General features: G+C 44.6%; 10 protein-coding genes and 1 pseudogene. 10 read left to right on the top strand and 1 reads right to left on the bottom strand.

All coding sequences use genetic code 11. The features are described 5' to 3' along the window. The 10 genes and pseudogenes from JK188_RS10075 to JK188_RS10030 form a co-directional block, all read left to right on the top strand. A pseudogene (locus JK188_RS10075) lies at window positions 1–271 on the top strand (cell envelope biogenesis protein OmpA); the annotation flags it as partial. A 65-nt stretch (window positions 272–336) separates the two neighbouring features. Continuing rightward, window positions 337–6,075, top strand: a complete 5,739-nt coding sequence (locus JK188_RS10070) for an Ig-like domain-containing protein (RefSeq protein ID WP_211888641.1) — start codon at window positions 337–339, stop codon at window positions 6,073–6,075. A gap of 82 nt (window positions 6,076–6,157) precedes the next feature. After that, window positions 6,158–7,417: a TolC family protein gene (locus JK188_RS10065; protein WP_211886600.1), complete on the top strand. Its 1,260-nt coding sequence runs from the start codon at window positions 6,158–6,160 to the stop codon at window positions 7,415–7,417. 3 nt (window positions 7,418–7,420) lie between these two features. Further along, complete coding sequence (locus JK188_RS10060) at window positions 7,421–9,637, top strand: type I secretion system permease/ATPase (RefSeq protein ID WP_211886599.1); 2,217 nt, start codon at window positions 7,421–7,423, stop codon at window positions 9,635–9,637. Between the two features lies 1 nt (window position 9,638). Then, the gene (locus tag JK188_RS10055) at window positions 9,639–10,874 is read left to right on the top strand and encodes an HlyD family efflux transporter periplasmic adaptor subunit (protein WP_211886597.1); all 1,236 of its coding nucleotides are present in this window, start codon (window positions 9,639–9,641) and stop codon (window positions 10,872–10,874) included. A 481-nt stretch (window positions 10,875–11,355) separates the two neighbouring features. Then, complete coding sequence (gene tkt, locus JK188_RS10050) at window positions 11,356–13,350, top strand: transketolase (protein ID WP_211886596.1); 1,995 nt, start codon at window positions 11,356–11,358, stop codon at window positions 13,348–13,350. 337 nt (window positions 13,351–13,687) lie between these two features. Beyond that, complete coding sequence (gene epd, locus JK188_RS10045; protein WP_211886595.1) at window positions 13,688–14,707, top strand: erythrose-4-phosphate dehydrogenase; 1,020 nt, start codon at window positions 13,688–13,690, stop codon at window positions 14,705–14,707. 103 nt (window positions 14,708–14,810) lie between these two features. Continuing rightward, complete coding sequence (gene pgk, locus JK188_RS10040) at window positions 14,811–15,974, top strand: phosphoglycerate kinase (protein WP_036953968.1); 1,164 nt, start codon at window positions 14,811–14,813, stop codon at window positions 15,972–15,974. A 60-nt stretch (window positions 15,975–16,034) separates the two neighbouring features. Continuing rightward, window positions 16,035–17,111, top strand: coding sequence for a class II fructose-bisphosphate aldolase (gene fbaA / locus JK188_RS10035; RefSeq protein WP_132496207.1), 1,077 nt, complete (start codon window positions 16,035–16,037; stop codon window positions 17,109–17,111). 173 nt (window positions 17,112–17,284) lie between these two features. Then, window positions 17,285–17,560, top strand: coding sequence for a VF530 family DNA-binding protein (locus JK188_RS10030; protein ID WP_211886594.1), 276 nt, complete (start codon window positions 17,285–17,287; stop codon window positions 17,558–17,560). A 205-nt stretch (window positions 17,561–17,765) separates the two neighbouring features. Here the strand turns inward: JK188_RS10030 and JK188_RS10025 are convergent, their stop codons facing one another. Beyond that, window positions 17,766–18,023, bottom strand: coding sequence for a helix-turn-helix domain-containing protein (locus JK188_RS10025; RefSeq protein WP_036953973.1), 258 nt, complete (start codon window positions 18,021–18,023; stop codon window positions 17,766–17,768). Between the last annotated feature and the right edge of the window lie 125 nt (window positions 18,024–18,148).

Genomic DNA, 18,148 nt, shown 5'->3' with positions numbered 1-18,148 from the left:
TATGAAGTTGCTGCGGGTAAATATGATGGAGGGCTCACGGATGGTTCTAAAGAGCAGCAATTTATTATGGGAACGCTATAATACCAAATTAAACGAAATCGATAATAAGCCACTAGAGCCAGGAAAATCCTATGCATTCTTGGTTACTGAAACCAATGGAACAGTATCATTAAAACCAATGACAGAAAAAGAAGTTAATGAATTTAAAGGGAAAGTTAGCACCCAAGTTCATACTTTACCGCGTGTGGATGTAGCTCAAAGCTGCCAATAATTAACACGATTTTAAACTAAATTTAATTCAATAAATAATTGTCCGATACGAGGCAATGGATAACTATGTCTATTAAAAAAATATCAATTAAAGTTAATAATAGCAAAGAGACGATTGAGCAATATTCTGTTACTGGTGGGGAAAACGGTGCAGGACAATTAAAACAACCACTGCATATTAATGCACAAAAAGATGTAAATTATTTATTAATTGATGAAAGTACACAATTCGCACCAGAAAACATTGCGGTTAAGCGTGTTGATAAAAATCTTGTCATCGCATTTGAAGGCGGCGATGTAGAAAGTCCTGATTTAATTATCGAAAATTACTTTGCTGAGAATGGCGCCATTGGTTATCAAGAAGGCGATGCAAACCTCATTATTGGTCAATATGAAAATGGCCAATACTTCCCATACGTTCCGGAAAGTGCAGTAAAAGCAGATGCAATCAGCCAGTTAGCTGATGGACAAGCGGCTGGACAAGCCATTGGTGGCGATGCATTACCTCCATTGTGGGCATTTAACCCATGGTGGTTAGCTGCACTGGTTCCTCTTATTGGTATTCCTGCTGTGGCAATCAGTGGCGGCGGCGGTGGTGGTGGTCACTCTAAAGTTGTCGACCATGCACCTATCGCGGGTGATGACTCTGCACATGCAAAACATAATACCCCTGTTACTATCCATGTTACTGCGAATGACAGTGATGTTGATGGCGACTTAAATCCAAACTCTATTCGTATTGTTAAAGAAGGTTCTAAAGGAACCGTGACAATCGGTAAAGATGGAAAGATTATCTATACACCAAACAAAGGTGAATATGGCGTTGATACCATCACTTATGTGGTGAAAGATCGTGCTGGTCATGAGTCGAATGTGGCTACCATCACCGTAAAAATTGACGCGGCTCCAGAAGCGAAAGACGATTCTGCGGCAACCAAAGAATCTACACCTGTCACCATCGATATGGAAAATAACTACTCCGACAAAGACGGCGATGTTGACCATAGCTCTTTAGCGATTAAAACCAATGGTGGCAAAGGTTTTGCAAAGTTTGTTAATGGTAAGTTAGTGTACCAGCCGAATAAAGGCGAAGTGGGTACTGACACCATTACTTATACCGTGACAGATAAAAACGGTAACGTCTCTGAAGATGCGACGATCACTATCAACATTGATGCGCCACCAGTAGCGAACGACGACTCAGCTAAAGCCAACAAGGCAACGCCAGTTGAATTAGATGTTTTGGATAATGATACCGATCTCGACGGTGATATTGACCCAACAACATTAGTTGTTGTGGGTGAACCAACCAAAGGCACCGTCAAAGTTGTTGATGGTAAGCTGGTGTACACTGCGAACCCAGATGCCACGGGTCAAGATACGATTACGTATCTGGTCAAAGATAAAAATGGCAACGTGTCTAATAAAGCGACCGTGACCATTGATATCACTGAGCCGCCAGTCGCCAACGAAGATAAAGCCGACACTCGCCACAATACCCCAGTTGAAATTGATGTCACAGCGAACGATACTGACCTCGACGGTGATTTAGATAAAAACAGCGTGGTGATCACTCAACCAGGTACCAAAGGCACCGTGACTATCGGCGAAGATGGCAAGCTGATCTACACCCCAAATAAGGGTGAGCACGGCACCGACACCATCACCTACACCATTAAAGATAAGAATGGTAACGTGTCGGAAGAAGCGACGGTAACCATCACTATCGATGCACCACCAGTGGCGGGCAATGATGTTGCGGACACGCGTCATAATAAGCCTGTTGAAATCGATATCACCGCGAACGACACCGATCTCGATGGCGATCTGGACAAAAACAGCGTGGTGATCACCAATCCGGGCACCAAAGGCACCGTCACCATCGGTAAAGATGGCAAGTTGATCTACACTCCGAATAAGGGTGAGCACGGCACCGACACCATCACCTACACCATTAAAGACAAGAACGGCAACGTGTCGGAAGAAGCAACCGTGACCGTCACCATCGACGCACCACCAGTGGCGGGCAATGATGTTGCGGACACGCGTCATAATAAGCCTGTTGAAATCGATATCACCGCGAACGACACCGATCTCGATGGCGATCTGGACAAAAACAGCGTAGTGATCACCAATCCGGGCACCAAAGGCACGGTCACTATCGGTGAAGATGGCAAGCTGATCTACACTCCGAATAAGGGTGAGCACGGCACCGACACCATCACCTACACCATTAAAGACAAGAACGGTAACGTGTCGGAAGAAGCGACCGTGACTGTCACTATCGATGCACCACCAGTGGCGGGCAATGATGTTGCGGACACGCGTCATAATAAGCCTGTTGAAATCGATATCACCGCCAATGACACCGACAAAGACGGCGATCTGGATAAAAACAGCGTGGTGATCACCCAGCCGGGCACCAAAGGCACCGTCACCATCGGTGAAGATGGCAAGCTGATCTACACCCCAAATCCGGGCGCTACGGGTACCGACACCATCACCTACACCATTAAAGATAAGAATGGTAACGTGTCGGAAGAAGCGACCGTGACTGTCACTATCGATGCACCGCCAGTGGCGGGCAATGACGTTGCGGACACACGTCATAACCAACCGGTGGAAATCGATATCACCGCCAATGACACCGACCTCGATGGCGATCTGGACAAAAACAGCGTGGTGATCACTCAACCAGGTACCAAAGGCACCGTGACCATCGGCGAAGATGGCAAGCTGATCTACACTCCGAATAAGGGTGAGCACGGCACCGACACCATCACCTACACAATCAAAGATAAGAACGGCAACGTATCCAACGAAGCGACGGTAACCATCACTATCGATGCACCGCCAGTGGCAGTTGATGATAAAGCAACGACCAAAGAATCCGTGCCGGTGACCATCGATGTGTTGGCGAACGACACCGATTTAGACAAAGATATCGACCCAAGCACGTTGGTGATCAAAACCAATGGCAGCAAAGGCACGGCAACTATTGTCGACGGCAAGTTGGTTTATACCCCAAATACGGGTGAAGTGGGCACGGATACCATCACGTACCAAGTGTTCGATAAGAACGGTAATGTCTCCAACGAAGCGACCGTAACTATCAATATCGATGCACCGCCAGTGGCAGTTGATGATAAAGCAACGACCAAAGAATCCGTGCCGGTGACCATCGATGTGTTGGCGAACGACACCGATTTAGACAAAGACATCGACCCAAGCACGTTGGTGATCAAAACCAATGGCAGCAAAGGCACCGCGACCATTGTCGACGGCAAGTTGGTTTATACCCCAAATGCGGGTGAAGTGGGCACCGACACCATCACGTACCAAGTGTTCGATAAAAACGGTAACGTCTCCAATGAAGCGACGGTGACAGTCGATATCGACGCGGCGCCAGTGGCAGTTGATGACTCAGCAAAAGCCAATAAAGCGACACCTGTTGAGATTGATGTACTCGGTAATGATACTGACTTAGATAATGATATCGATCCAAATACGTTAGCAGTTGTTGAGCAGCCATCACAAGGCACCGTGAGTATTGTGAACGGCAAGCTGGTTTACACACCTAATGCGGATGCGAAGGGTACGGACACCATCACTTACACAGTGAAGGATGCTAACGGTAATGTTTCCAATAAAGCGACCGTGACCATTGTAATCAATGAACCCCCTGTTGCTGGTGATGACCACGGTCAAACTAAGCAAGGTGTTCCGACAGTTATTGATGTGTTGATCAATGACAAAGACCCTGATGGGGAGTTGGATAAATCAACCCTGCATATTGAAAAGAATGGCAGCAAAGGTACCGCGACGTTTGATGCAGATGGCAAACTGATTTATACACCAAAACCAGGTGCTACAGGCCAAGATACCATCACTTATACCGTGAAAGATAAGGATGGCAGTATCTCAAATACAGCGACTGTCACTATTGATATTACACCAACGCAAACGACACCGACGGAAGTCTTCGAGAAAGGCTTAAGAACGGATGGAACTGCGGGTGATAAATCGCCTGTGACTGTGCATGGCGTTATTGAGTTATCTAATCCAACAGATAAACCAACAACTCCAAGCGATATTAAGATCATTGAGCCGACAACCAAGCTGACTTCAGGTGGAGAGCCTATTTCATGGGAATCTACTGACAATGGTTTTGTGGGTAAAATACCAAATGGAAAAGAAGTGATTTCCGTTAAAGTGACAGATACCCCAACCGCAGATGGCAGCACAAAGGTTAATTATGAAGTTAATCTCAAAGGCCTTGTTGATCATCCAGCAGGCAAAGACTCTCTGAATATTGAGTTTGGTGTGAAAAATGGCACCGATGAAGTGAAAACTGAAATCGTGGTTCATGATGATAAGCCTGAAGCCTCGAATGTTGAGTTATCAGTAGAACCACCAGTTGAAAATACCTTTTATGCTAACTTGATTATCTCGTTAGATTTGTCCAGTAGCATGGGTAGAGATGATAGTGGTATTCAAGGCGGTAACACTGCATCAGGAATGAAAACGCGATATGACGCTGCGTTAGATTCAATTGATAGCGTGTTAAGTAGTTATGAAGAGCGTCTAAACAGCGCTGATGCAGGAGAAGTGCGCGTTAGCATTAATGGTTTTGCTAAGCAAGCATCGGCAATTGGTGGGGCGCCGGGTTACCCAATGGATCAACCATACTGGTGTACCATCTCTGAGGCAAAACAAATTATTGAAGGTTTACGTGGCGCTCAAACGCTACGCCCAGATTGGCATGTTATCGGTGTAGATACTAACTATGATGCAGCATTGCAGCAGGTGATCAGTATTTTCCAAAAAACATCCAGTAGTGGCATGGAACCGATTGATGCAAAAGATATTAATGGAAAACTAGATAACACATTGTTTGTGATTACTGATGGTATTCCGAACTATGGTAACCAAAGCAATAGTCAGGATCCTGTTGCTGGAAATGGTATCGCACCCACATCGCCAAATGGTTTTGTCCCAGGAAGCCCAAATACTGATATTGGTGAAGATAGCTGGAAGGCTTTCTTAACAGAAAAAGGTATTCGTTCTGTGGCTATTGGTATTGGTCAAGACATGCTCAAGAGCGTGGGTGGTAAAACCGGTGAAGAGTTTATCAAGCCTATCGCTTTTGATGGACAAAAAGGCGAAAACAACGACGCTAACGACGTTATCGTTCTAAAAGATATGAGCTCTTTAGGCAATATCCTGAGCAAATATGTACCGAACGAAAACACCATCGAAAGCAGCTTCTCAAAAGCGAATGATGGTAAAGAAACCTTGAGCTTCGGCGCAGATGGCATGAAATCTATCAGCATTGAAGTGGATGGCCATACTTACAAATACGATCCAACAACCAAGGGAATTACGTCGGATAACCTTGATAAGAGCATGTGGGTTGATTTTGGTCAGGGTGAATTAGCCGTTAAAACCGATGCGGGCGGTTTACTCTCTATCTCTTTAGGTGAGAAAAACTTTGGTCACTTAACCTATCGTCCGGGGGCAACACGCCCGACGGGAATGGAGAAAGAGACCTTTACGCTGACGTTAACCGATAACGACGGTACCAACGGTAAGTCATCAATTTCAGTGGATATCAGTAAGTTAAAAGAGTCTGGTAACACGGGCTTAAACGATACTGATTTAACAGCCCTGAAACTCTTCTCACCAGAAAGTGCAATGGAGTTACATGGAGTAGACACCGATGTCAATGCAACATCAAGTCACTCTACTGGTTTCATGAACTCATCATTAGATGCGTTACAAGAAACTCAGAGCGCCATTATTTAAGGCTAATGATTGAGGGTTACCACGGGTAGCCCTCAATATTTTATTTCGCCAACACCAGTTTTATTTACTTTGTGCCAACTTTATGAAATCTCTAATTAATAGCATCTTAGCGCTATTCCTCGTGAAGATGCTTTCCCTTTCTGCTGTGGCAGATGTGGTTGAATTAAAAAACTTATTAAAAGATTCACTCGATAATGCCCCAGAAGTCCAAGAGGCTTATGCCAATTATCAAGCGGCACAAAGCAACGTTAGTGCAGCGGAAGCTGGGCATTACCCAGTCGTCAGCTTAATGGGAACTCAGCCTCTTGCGCAGCAACACAAATACGAAAGTAACGCGATGGAGTCGGGGTTTCACCTTGGTACCAAAGCGACCATGAACATTTATGCTTGGGGTGGAATTGAAGCGGGTGTAGACCGCGAACAGTCCAAGCAAAGCTACTATGAAAACCAATATATTCTTTCTCAAGAAGATATCAGCGTGCGCATCAGCCAGCTTTATTTGCAGGTTTTACGCCACAAAGAAACCCTTGATGTGATTGATGAAAACCTTGTTCGTCATCACCAAATTGAAAAGCAACTGACCTCGATTGTTCAGCATGACTCTGGTCGAATGAGCGAATTAACGCAAGTGAAAGCGCGTACCTTAAAAGTGGAAATGAGCCGCGCTGAAACAGAAAGAAACCTGAATTTAGCCCTGAGCCAATTATCGATTTTGACTCAACGCCAGCTAACTGTTGACCAATTTGTTGACCCATTCAGAGCCACGACTAGCGGTGCGATTTTAGCCAAATTTCAAGAAGATAATCTAGAAAATAACCCAAGCTATAAAGCCCAAGTGGCCGATGCTCAAAGCCTTGATGCTGAAGTTAAAGTCGCCAGCGCCATGAGAAAGCCAGCACTGAATTTAGAAGTTAATGCGACACCAGATAATAGCGAAGTTTTCTTACGTGTTTCTTGGAATATTTTTGACCAAGCGAGCTATTACAGCCAAGCACAGAAAGAGTATGCCCTGTCCGCAGCCAATGAGCGTATTAAAAAAACATTCCGTGAAATTAAAGAGATGAGCCAATCTGCGGCGATCAATATGGCGCAAAGTGAAAAACAAGGAAATATAGCCAAAGCCTATATCGCAGAGCAAAAAGTGGTGATCAGCAACTATGAAAAGCAATTTACGATCAACCGCCGCACTTTGATTGATTTGCTTGATGCGTATAACGAGCTAGCAAGTATTCAAACCAGCGCTGTTATCTTACAAAACGACTTCCGTGACGCGACACTCAATTACCTCAGTGTGCAGGCAAAAATGTCTGCATGGATGAACCAAGAATTGGCTTCTAGATAAATTATGAATATTATTAATAACCTATCTTTAGTTACCAAGCGTTTGGGTTATACCCTTTCACCAGAAATTTTATTAGCACAAACTAAACGCACGGAATCGAAATCTTTTGATTATGCCTCGTTAGTGAATGTGTTGAATTCCCATCAATTTGATAACCAGATCATTGAAATCGATCTGCATAAGATCCCGACGATTGCGGCGCCGTTTCTGGTGCTATTAGCAAATAATGAATCAGTGGTGATCAGTAAAATTGAAGATGGCGAAAATGGACGCCATTTTGAGATATTAACGGAAGAAGGCTTACGTCAAGTATTAAGCGTACAAGATCTGGCAGCGAACTACAGCGGCTACAGCTGGTTTATTAAACGCAATATTCGCTCGGAAACTCGTTCGGAAATCGATAAATACGAAACTAGCGGTTTCTGGAAAGTGATTTGGCGTTATAAAAAATATTACTACCAAGTGATCGTCGCATCATTTGTGATCAACTTATTAGCGTTAATCAGTTCCTTGTATGTGATGAACGTGTATGACCGAGTGATCCCAAACCAAGCTTACGAAACCTTATGGGTACTGACCATCGGTGTTGTGCTGGCAATCGGTTTTGAATTTCTCGCCAAAATGTTGCGATCTTATCTATTAGATATCGCAGGGAAAAAAGCGGACATTGTGATCAGCGCGATGCTCTTCCACCGCGTGATGGGGATCCGCCTTGATAAGCGCCCAGCCTCATCAGGATCGTATGCGAACAACTTACGTGACTTCGAATCCATTCGTGAATTTATGACCAGCGCGAGTTTATTAGCCCTCGTCGATCTGCCGTTTATTTTGCTGTTTATCGGCGTAATCAGCATGATTGGTGGTTACTTAGCATTGGTGCCACTGACGATTATCCCGATTGTGGTGATCGCCGGCATTTTGATCCAAAAGCCATTGGCGAAAGGGATCAACGCCTCAATGAAAGAGACTTCCCAGCGCCAAGGCTTAGCGGTGGAATCCATTGAGGGGATCGAAACCTTAAAGCTGAATAATGCAGTGAATTGGGCGCAACAACGCTGGGAAATGCTTACGGAGAAAACGGCATTTTCATCCATCGCCGTGCGCAATCTAACCAACTTTATGGTCAACTTTAGCGCGGCAATGCAGCAGCTCAATACCGTGGGGTTAGTGTGCTTGGGAACTTACCTGATCCACGCGAACGATGTGAACTCGCGTATTACGATGGGGGCGTTGATCGCCAGTGTGATCTTATCGGGTCGAGCATTAGCGCCACTGGGGCAAATTGCGGGTCTGGCAACACGTTTCCAATCAGCGCGTATGGCATTAGCCGGTGTGCGAAATATCTTTAGCCGTCCTATTGAACGCGAAGATCATAAGAAATACATTTCACCAACTGCAGTTCACGGGGCATTACAACTGGCGAATGTGACTTATCAATATAGTAAAGATGGGCAGCCTGCATTAAACAACATTAACTTAGAGATCAAAGCGGGGGAGAAAGTCGCGATCCTCGGTAAAATCGGTGGCGGGAAAAGTACATTACTGAAGCTACTGACAGGCTTGTATGAGCAACAGCAAGGAAATATTAACTTAGATGATCTCGATATTCGCCAAATTGACCCGATTTTCCTCAGAAGCAAAGTTGGCATGCTGACGCAAAAGCCGCGTTTATTCTTCGGAACCCTGCGTGAAAACTTGGACTTAGCGCGTCTTGATGGCTATTCCAGTGATGACGATTTAGTACGCGCGCTCAAACGTTTCCAGCTCGATAAAATCATTCGTCAGCATCCAGCAGGGCTTGATATGCCCCTTGGTGAAGATGGTTTAGGGCTTTCAGGCGGACAAAAACAGATGGTGGCACTGGCGCAGTTAACCCTGCATAACCCCAATGTGGTGTTACTGGATGAGCCAACCACGGGCATTGATGTGGATACCGAAAAATTGGTACTCGATGCGTTAGAAATGTGGACGAAAGATAAAACGCTGATTGTCGTTACCCACAAGTTACCAATTTTACGTTTAGTTGACCGCATTATCGTGATGGATGAAGGCAAAATCTTAATTGATGGGCCGAAGCAGAAAGTCTTAAAAGCGTTAGGACAAACGGAGCAAGCCACTGGCACAGTTACCACAGATAAACCTGCTCCACAGTCTGCGCCACAAGTGCGAGTCGTTTCACAGGTTAGACGCGTAATTAATAAAGAAGAAGGGGCGATTTAAAATGGATCAATATGGTAAAGCGCCAAAAGAGCATCGCACTTTTTCCAGTGACTTTTCTCACGATTTAGAATCGGTAATGAGAAAAGAGCGTAGTAACTTACTGTTTTTGCCTATTATCTTTCTGGCGCTGTTACTGACGATTTTTATCGTTTGGGCCTATAACAGTAACTTAGAAGAGATCATTCGTGGGCAAGGCACTATCATTCCAAGTAGCCGTGAGCAAGTCATTCAAAGTATTGACCCTGGCAATATCCAAGAGATGTATGTTAAAGAAGGGGATATTGTCGAAAAAGGGCAGATTTTGCTGAAGCTGGATGATGCGCGCAGTATGGCATTATTACGCGAAAGCCAGGCGCGAGTGCAAAACCTTGAAGCTATTTCAGTGCGTTTGCAGGGCGAGTCTCGCAACGAAGTTCCTGATTTTTCAAAGATAGCGGATCAAGAATTAGTCGAGCGTGAAACCAATGCTTATAACGCGAAAAGAACGCAGCGTGACCAAGCTATTGCAGGCTTACGTCAAAGCAAAGGGTTATTAGACCGAGAAATCGCTATTACCAAACCGCTGGCGAAAGAAGGGTTAGTTTCCAATGTGGAAATTCTGCGTATGGAAAGACAGTCCGTTGAATTAGCGACGCAAATTAATGAACGCATGAATAACTACCTTGCGGAAGCAAACGCTGAATTGGTGAAAGTGGAATCGGAGCTGGATCAAGCGGAAGAGTCGATGAGTATGCGTGAAGATCCGGTCACTCGCTCAGAGATCCGCGCACCCGTTCACGGCATCGTAAAAAACATTAAGATCAATACCATTGGTGGCGTCGTGAATACAGGGCAAGACATCCTTGAAATTATTCCCCTCGATGACAAATTGATGGTGGAAGCTTATATTCGCCCGCAAGACGTGGCTTTCTTAAGACCGGGAATGCCGGTGGTCGTTAAAGTCACTGCTTATGATTACGCGATTTATGGGGGCTTAAATGGAGTGGTGAAATTAATCAGCCCAGATACCTTAAGTAATGATACGCGTCGTAGTGAGTTAAAGCTTAATCCCGATGAGACGTTCTACCGAATTCTTGTCGAAACAGATACCAATTACTTGTTAGACAAAAATAACCATAAAATGGAAATCATTCCGGGTATGGTGGCATCAGTGGATATCAAAACGGGTGAGAAAAGCGTCTTTGATTACCTGATTAAGCCTATCACGCGGATGAAACAGGCGATGACAGAGCGTTAATCGCGATAAAAAAATCAAAAAGAAAGCAATGTGAAAACAAGGGCGCAAAGATGAGCGCCCTTGTTGTTTTGTGCGGGTTTTCCAGTAAAAAATTTGCCAAATATCACTAATATTGCGGCTAATTACTCAAGATGCATAAATCACCTTGATCCTAAGTGGTGAACTCAGGTTTAATACGGTCAGGCAATTGCGCAAAACGAAGAACTCAAAGGGATATTTTGCGCAATGGAAAGGATTCAGCTTGACGGTTGCGATAAAGATCCGCAGTCTGCTGTCATATTGTTTCAAATAATTGCTGTATGGATGAAATTGCGCTAGTTTCGTAGGGTCTCATCGCTAAACTTCAAGTTGTGGGTAGGTCTAATAAGCTTTTATGCACCTGCGGCTCGAATTATTGAGGCTAACTCTATAAACCGCAATGATTCCCTATTGCGTTGTGAATATTGGTTTAAGTACGTTCTATCCTACTTGGAGTATACTAATGACGACTCGTAAAACCCTTGCTAATGCTATCCGCTTTCTAAGTATGGATGCGGTTCAAAAAGCAAAATCAGGGCACCCTGGCGCACCAATGGGCATGGCTGATATTGCTGAAGTTCTTTGGCGCAACCATATGAATCATAACCCAGCAGATCCACATTGGGCTAACCGCGACCGCTTCGTACTGTCTAACGGTCACGGTTCAATGCTGATTTACAGCTTGCTGCACCTGACCGGTTATGACTTATCTATTGATGAGTTAAAGAACTTCCGTCAATTACATTCTAAAACCCCGGGTCACCCAGAATATGGTTATACGCCAGGCGTTGAAACCACTACCGGTCCTTTAGGTCAAGGTATTGCAAACGCAGTGGGTTTTGCGATTGCAGAACGTACTTTAGCGGCACAATTTAACCGTCCAGGTCATGACGTTGTCGACCACCACACTTATGTGTTCATGGGTGACGGTTGTATGATGGAAGGTATCTCCCACGAAGTGTGTTCATTAGCGGGTACCCTGAAATTAAATAAACTGGTCGCATTCTACGATGATAACGGCATCTCTATCGATGGTGAAGTCGAAGGCTGGTTTACTGATGATACCGCAGCACGTTTCGAAGCATACGGCTGGCACGTTATCCGTGACATCGATGGTCACGATGCAGACCAAATCAACGCTGCAGTAAACGAAGCACACAAACAATCAGACAAACCAACGCTGATTATGTGCAAAACCGTTATCGGTTTTGGTTCACCAAACAAAGCAGGCACCGAAGCGGTTCACGGCGCACCTTTAGGTGATGCAGAAATCGCAGCAACTCGTGAAGCACTGGGCTGGAAATTCGGTCCATTCGAAATCCCAGCAGATATCTACCAAGCTTGGGATGCGCGTGAAGCGGGTAAAGAAAAACAGCATTCTTGGAATGAAAAATTTGCGGCATACGCAAAAGCACACCCAGAATTAGCGAAAGAATTCGAACGTCGTATGGCGGGTGAACTGCCAGCGAACTTTGATGCAGAAGCGAAAAAATTCGTTGAAAACCTGCAACAAAACCCTGCGAATATCGCAAGCCGTAAAGCATCTCAAAATGCGTTAGAAGCATTCGGTAAAGTATTACCAGAATTCATGGGCGGTTCTGCGGACTTAGCGCCAAGTAACTTAACCATGTGGTCTGGCTCTAAACCTCTGAACGAAGATAAAGCGGGTAACTACATCCATTACGGTGTTCGTGAATTCGGTATGTCCGCTATCATGAACGGTATCGCTCTGCACGGTGGTTTCATCCCTTACGGCGCAACATTCTTAATGTTCGTTGAATACGCACGTAACGCAGTACGTATGGCAGCGCTGATGAAAATTCGCAGCATCTTCGTTTATACCCATGACTCTATCGGTCTGGGTGAAGATGGTCCAACGCACCAACCAGTAGAACAACTGGCGAGCCTGCGTGTGACACCAAACATGAGCACATGGCGTCCATGTGACCAAGTGGAATCTGCGGTTGCATGGAAATATGCAATTGAGCGTAAAGATGGTCCAAGCGCGCTGATTTTCTCTCGTCAAAACCTGGAACAGCAACCTCGTACCGCTGAGCAATTAGCGAATATCGAGAAAGGCGCTTATATCCTGAAAGATTGCGCAGGCACGCCTGAGCTGATCTTTATTGCGACCGGTTCTGAAGTTGAATTAGCGGTGAAAGCGGCTGACCAACTGACTGCGGAAGGTCGTAAAGTTCGCGTTGTTTCTATGCCTTCTACAGATGCATTCGACAAGCAAGACGCGGCTTACCGTGAAGCGGTTCTGCCTGCAAACGTCAGTGCTCGTGTGGCTATCGAAGCGGGTATTGCAGATTACTGGTTCAAATACACTGGTCTGAATGGTGCTATCATCGGTATGCACTCATTCGGTGAATCAGCACCCGCTGAGCAACTGTACAAAGAGTTTGGCATTACGGTTGAAAACGCCGTTAAAGCTGCAAAATCTCTGCTGAAATAATTCATTTAATTGCTTGAGGTGTGTTCTGAATAAACGGTCACGCCTCTGAAAATCAAGTGAATTAACCTAATTTACGCCTCAATATCAAGTTTGGTATTGGGGCGTTGTTTTTTTGTGCACCGTTTCTTGTTTTTCTATTGCGTTCTCTAAATATATCCCTTAATCTAAAACTCAATAAGCTGAACCGTTTCAGTTGCATTTGAAATAGTGTAAATAAATTTTAAAAATGTCGAGTGAAGCACACTTTTGATGTTTGACAGTTAAAATGAGCAGTAGAGTTGGTGGTAGTCAGTTATCCTTAGCAACCGTGTGATTTTGCTCAGATACAAGGTGTAGAATGGCAATCAGGGTAGCAATAAACGGCTTCGGTCGAATTGGTCGAAGTGTTCTCAGAGCGTTATATGAATCAGGTCGCCGGGCAGAAATTGTCGTTGTTGCGGTCAATGAATTAGCGGAACCTGAAGGTATCGCTCATTTGCTGAAATATGATTCAAGTCACGGACGCTTTGCGTGGGATGTTCGCCTTAATGGCGACCAGCTACAAGTTGGAGATGACAGTATGCGTCTTTTCCATCAAGCGGATATCAGTAAGCTACCTTGGAAAGAGCTCGGTGTGGATGTGGTGTTAGATTGCACGGGCGTTTACGGCTCTCGCGAAGATGGGTTAAAGCATCTGCAAGCCGGCGCGAAAAAAGTGCTCTTTTCTCACCCGGGAACCGATGACCTCGATGCGACCATTGTGTATGGCGTTAACCATGACAGCCTACAAAAAAGTGATAACATCGTTTCCAATGCATCTTGTACCACCAACTGTATTATTCCAGTCATCAAAGTGTTGGATGATGCATTTGGTATCGAGTCAGGCACAGTCACCACCATTCATGCATCCATGAATGATCAACCCGTGATTGACGCTTACCATAAAGATTTACGCAGAACGCGCGCAGCGAGCCAATCGATTATTCCTGTTGATACCAAATTGGCAGCGGGGATCACGCGAATTTTTCCAAAATTCCAAGGCAGCTTCGAAGCGATTTCTGTACGCGTTCCAACCACCAATGTCACTGCCATTGACTTAAGCGTCACTGTAGATGCGGATGTTTGTGTTGATAAAGTTAACAAGCTATTACAGAGCGCCGCGCACGGGCATTTTCGTGGTATAGTAGACTATACTGAACTACCGTTAGTCTCGATGGATTTTAATCATGATCCGCACAGCGCGATTATTGATGGCACGCAAACACGAGTTAGCGGCAAGAACTTAATCAAAACCCTGGTTTGGTGTGATAACGAATGGGGGTTTGCTAACCGGATGCTAGATACAACCCTAGCGATGGCAGCAACAGGTTTAAACTAATTGGCGTCTGACAGACAGCGGGGCACAATAGATAAAAACGCTATTGACCACCTCGCACAGTCGCTAATGAAAACTTTATAGAGAATCAACAAGAGGATTCACCATGTCTGTAATTAAGATGACCGATTTGGACTTAGCGGGTAAACGCGTTTTCATTCGTTCGGACCTAAACGTTCCTGTTAAAGACGGTAAAGTTACTTCAGATGCACGTATCCGTGCTTCATTACCAACAATTGAATTAGCGCTGAAACAAGGTGCTAAAGTCATGGTTACTTCCCACCTCGGTCGTCCGACGGAAGGTGAGTACAATGAAGAGTTTTCACTGCAACCTGTTGTTGACTATCTGGCAGAAAAATTAGACAACCCAGTTCGCTTAGTTAAAGACTACCTGAACGGTGTTGATATCGCTGCTGGCGAATTAGTTGTTTTAGAAAACGTGCGCTTTAACAAAGGCGAGAAGAAAGACGACGAAACGCTGTCTAAACAGTATGCAGCACTGTGTGATGTCTACGTTATGGATGCATTCGGTACGGCTCACCGTGCTCAAGCATCAACGCACGGCGTGGCTAAATTCTCACCAGTTGCGTGTGCAGGCCCGCTGTTAAGCAACGAATTAGAAGCATTAGGCAAAGCGTTAGGTAACCCAGCGCGTCCAATGGTTGCTATCGTAGGCGGTTCTAAAGTTTCCACTAAACTGACCGTTTTAGATTCCCTGTCTAAAATCGCTGACCAACTGATTGTGGGTGGTGGTATCGCGAATACTTTCATCGCAGCAGAAGGCAACAATGTGGGTCGTTCTCTGTATGAAGCGGATCTGATCCCAGAAGCGAAAAAATTACTGGCTAACTGCCAAATCCCAGTGCCAACTGATGTTCGCGTGGCTACCGAGTTCTCAGAAACTGCTGAAGCAACACTGAAAGCAAGTAATGCTATCAAAGATGATGAGCAAATTCTGGACTTAGGTGATGAATCCGCAGAACGTCTGGCTGAAATTCTGAAAAATGCAAAAACCATTCTTTGGAACGGCCCTGTGGGCGTATTCGAATTCCCTAACTTCCGTAAGGGAACAGAAATCGTTGCTCGTGCTATCGCAGACAGTGACGCTTTCTCAATCGCTGGTGGTGGTGACACCCTAGCGGCGATCGATTTATTCGGTATCGCTGATAAGATTTCATACATTTCTACCGGTGGCGGTGCTTTCCTTGAATTCGTTGAAGGCAAAAAGCTCCCAGCCGTTGTGATGCTAGAAGAACGTGCTAAAGCGTAATTAATTTGTTCATACACAACAGGCAGCGTAGGCTGCCTGTTCACCACAGGACCTTTTCACATGTCTAAAATTTTTGATTTTGTTAAACCAGGTGTTATCACTGGTGATGATGTACAGAAAGTTTTCGCGGTTGCCAAAGAAAATAACTTTGCATTGCCAGCTGTGAACTGTGTTGGTACTGATTCAATTAACGCCGTACTTGAAGCGGCAGCTAAAGTACGCGCTCCGGTTATTGTTCAGTTCTCTAACGGTGGTGCTGCATTTATCGCAGGTAAAGGCCTGAAAGCTGAAGGGCAACAAGCAGCTATCTTAGGTGCAATTTCAGGTGCATACCACGTACACCAAATGGCAGAGCACTACGGTGTGCCAGTGATTCTGCACACTGACCACTGTGCGAAGAAATTACTGCCATGGATTGACGGTCTGTTAGATGCGGGTGAAAAACACTACGCGAAAACCGGTAAACCACTGTTCTCTTCTCACATGATTGACCTGTCAGAAGAATCTCTGGAAGAAAACATTGCAATCTGTTCTAAATATTTAGAGCGCATGGCGAAAATCGACATGACTCTGGAAATCGAATTAGGTTGTACTGGTGGTGAAGAAGACGGTGTTGATAACACTGGCATGGACAGCTCAGCGCTGTACACCCAACCAGAAGACGTGGCTTACGCTTACGAAAAACTGAACGCTATCAGCCCACGTTTCACTATCGCGGCTTCTTTTGGTAACGTACACGGTGTTTATAAGCCAGGTAACGTACAATTAACGCCAAAAATTCTGCGCAATTCCCAAGACTACGTGTCTGAGAAATTTAACCTGCCACACAACAGCTTAGATTTCGTTTTCCACGGTGGTTCCGGTTCAAGCGCTGCTGAAATCAAAGAAGCAGTAAGCTACGGTGTTATCAAAATGAACATCGATACCGATACTCAATGGGCAACATGGGATGGTATTTTACAGTATTACAAAGCGAAAGAAGGCTACCTGCAATCTCAGTTAGGTAACCCAGAAGGCGATGATAAGCCAAACAAAAAATACTACGATCCACGTGTGTGGCTGCGTAAAGCACAAGACTCAATGGTTGTTCGTTTAGAGCAAGCATTCAAAGAACTGAACTGCGTAGACGTTCTGTAATTTACGAGTTTAACTTGTGAATAAATCATCCCCCAGCAGGGTAACTTGCTGGGGGATTTTTTATGTTTTCATTAAGGTGCCTGTGACTTGCCTGTATTGATTGCTAGCGCCTTGCATTTCTTGTAATCTTCGCGTGCTTTAAACACTCCGAAATGCCCTATAAGGTAATGCAAATGACTGAACATAAATCTAAAGACCCATTACATGGGGTTACACTTGAAATGCAGGTAACAGAATTAGTTAACCATTATGGCTGGGCAAAATTAGGCAACATTATCAAAATCAACTGCTTCAACAAAGATCCCAGTATAAAATCAAGCTTAAAATTCCTACGAAGAACGCCATGGGCGCGGGCTGAAGTTGAAGCGCTCTATCTTGATATGCTAGAAGACGATTCAATGGATGATGCTAATTTGTCTGATGATCCATGGGGTAATCACCGCGTTTAATACCTCGACGAAATGTAGCCTCTAATTGAGCTATAATGCATTGTTATTATTTGTTTTTTCTAATGAGTGGGTTAGCAGATTTCAGTGATGTAGAAATATCAGTTTAGGTTACTTTTACTCATAAAAATACCCCCTAAAAATAGACTTAGAGGGCATGATTATGTCGCGATCAAATAAGGTTTTCGGCGATATAAATACAACAGCATTACAGATTAATCGGTACTGTTACCGAAGAATTTCTACGTTCTAAAAAGTAATTTAAATCACATTGAAGCACATTGGCAAAAATACATAATCGGTGGATTGTAAAATTTTGAGTTCCACGTTCATAGCGAGAGATCTGCTGTTGGCTTAAGCCCGTTTTTTTACCAAGAATACTGGCACTCCAGCCCAATAATAGTCGGCGTTTACGGACTTTTGCACCAATATCTGTATTGGAGATTTGATTGTCATAGAGAGTCATTATGCTGTCCTCGTTTATCTTTTAATTTTCTCATTATGAAAATGAGAAAATATTGGTGTGAAAGAAAGATTGACCATTAAATAAATTTAATCCAATAATAAAAACGATGAGGCCAATAATAAAAG

The sequence above is a fragment of the Providencia sp. JGM181 genome (assembly GCF_018257375.1).
In the GTDB taxonomy this organism is placed as follows: Bacteria; Pseudomonadota; Gammaproteobacteria; order Enterobacterales; family Enterobacteriaceae; genus Providencia; species Providencia lanzhouensis.
This window is presented reverse-complemented; position numbering and strand designations above follow the sequence as displayed.

What these genes read in the sequence shown, in the direction of transcription:
- JK188_RS10070 (WP_211888641.1), top strand. Translation starts at nt 337, where the DNA reads ATGTCTATTAAAAAAATATCAATTAAAGTTAATAATAGCAAAGAGACG.
- JK188_RS10065 (WP_211886600.1), top strand. Translation starts at nt 6,158, where the DNA reads ATGAAATCTCTAATTAATAGCATCTTAGCGCTATTCCTCGTGAAGATG.
- JK188_RS10060 (WP_211886599.1), top strand. Translation starts at nt 7,421, where the DNA reads ATGAATATTATTAATAACCTATCTTTAGTTACCAAGCGTTTGGGTTAT.
- JK188_RS10055 (WP_211886597.1), top strand. Translation starts at nt 9,639, where the DNA reads ATGGATCAATATGGTAAAGCGCCAAAAGAGCATCGCACTTTTTCCAGT.
- tkt (WP_211886596.1), top strand. Translation starts at nt 11,356, where the DNA reads ATGACGACTCGTAAAACCCTTGCTAATGCTATCCGCTTTCTAAGTATG.
- epd (WP_211886595.1), top strand. Translation starts at nt 13,688, where the DNA reads ATGGCAATCAGGGTAGCAATAAACGGCTTCGGTCGAATTGGTCGAAGT.
- pgk (WP_036953968.1), top strand. Translation starts at nt 14,811, where the DNA reads ATGTCTGTAATTAAGATGACCGATTTGGACTTAGCGGGTAAACGCGTT.
- fbaA (WP_132496207.1), top strand. Translation starts at nt 16,035, where the DNA reads ATGTCTAAAATTTTTGATTTTGTTAAACCAGGTGTTATCACTGGTGAT.
- JK188_RS10030 (WP_211886594.1), top strand. Translation starts at nt 17,285, where the DNA reads ATGACTGAACATAAATCTAAAGACCCATTACATGGGGTTACACTTGAA.
- JK188_RS10025 (WP_036953973.1), bottom strand. Translation starts at nt 18,023, where the DNA reads ATGACTCTCTATGACAATCAAATCTCCAATACAGATATTGGTGCAAAA.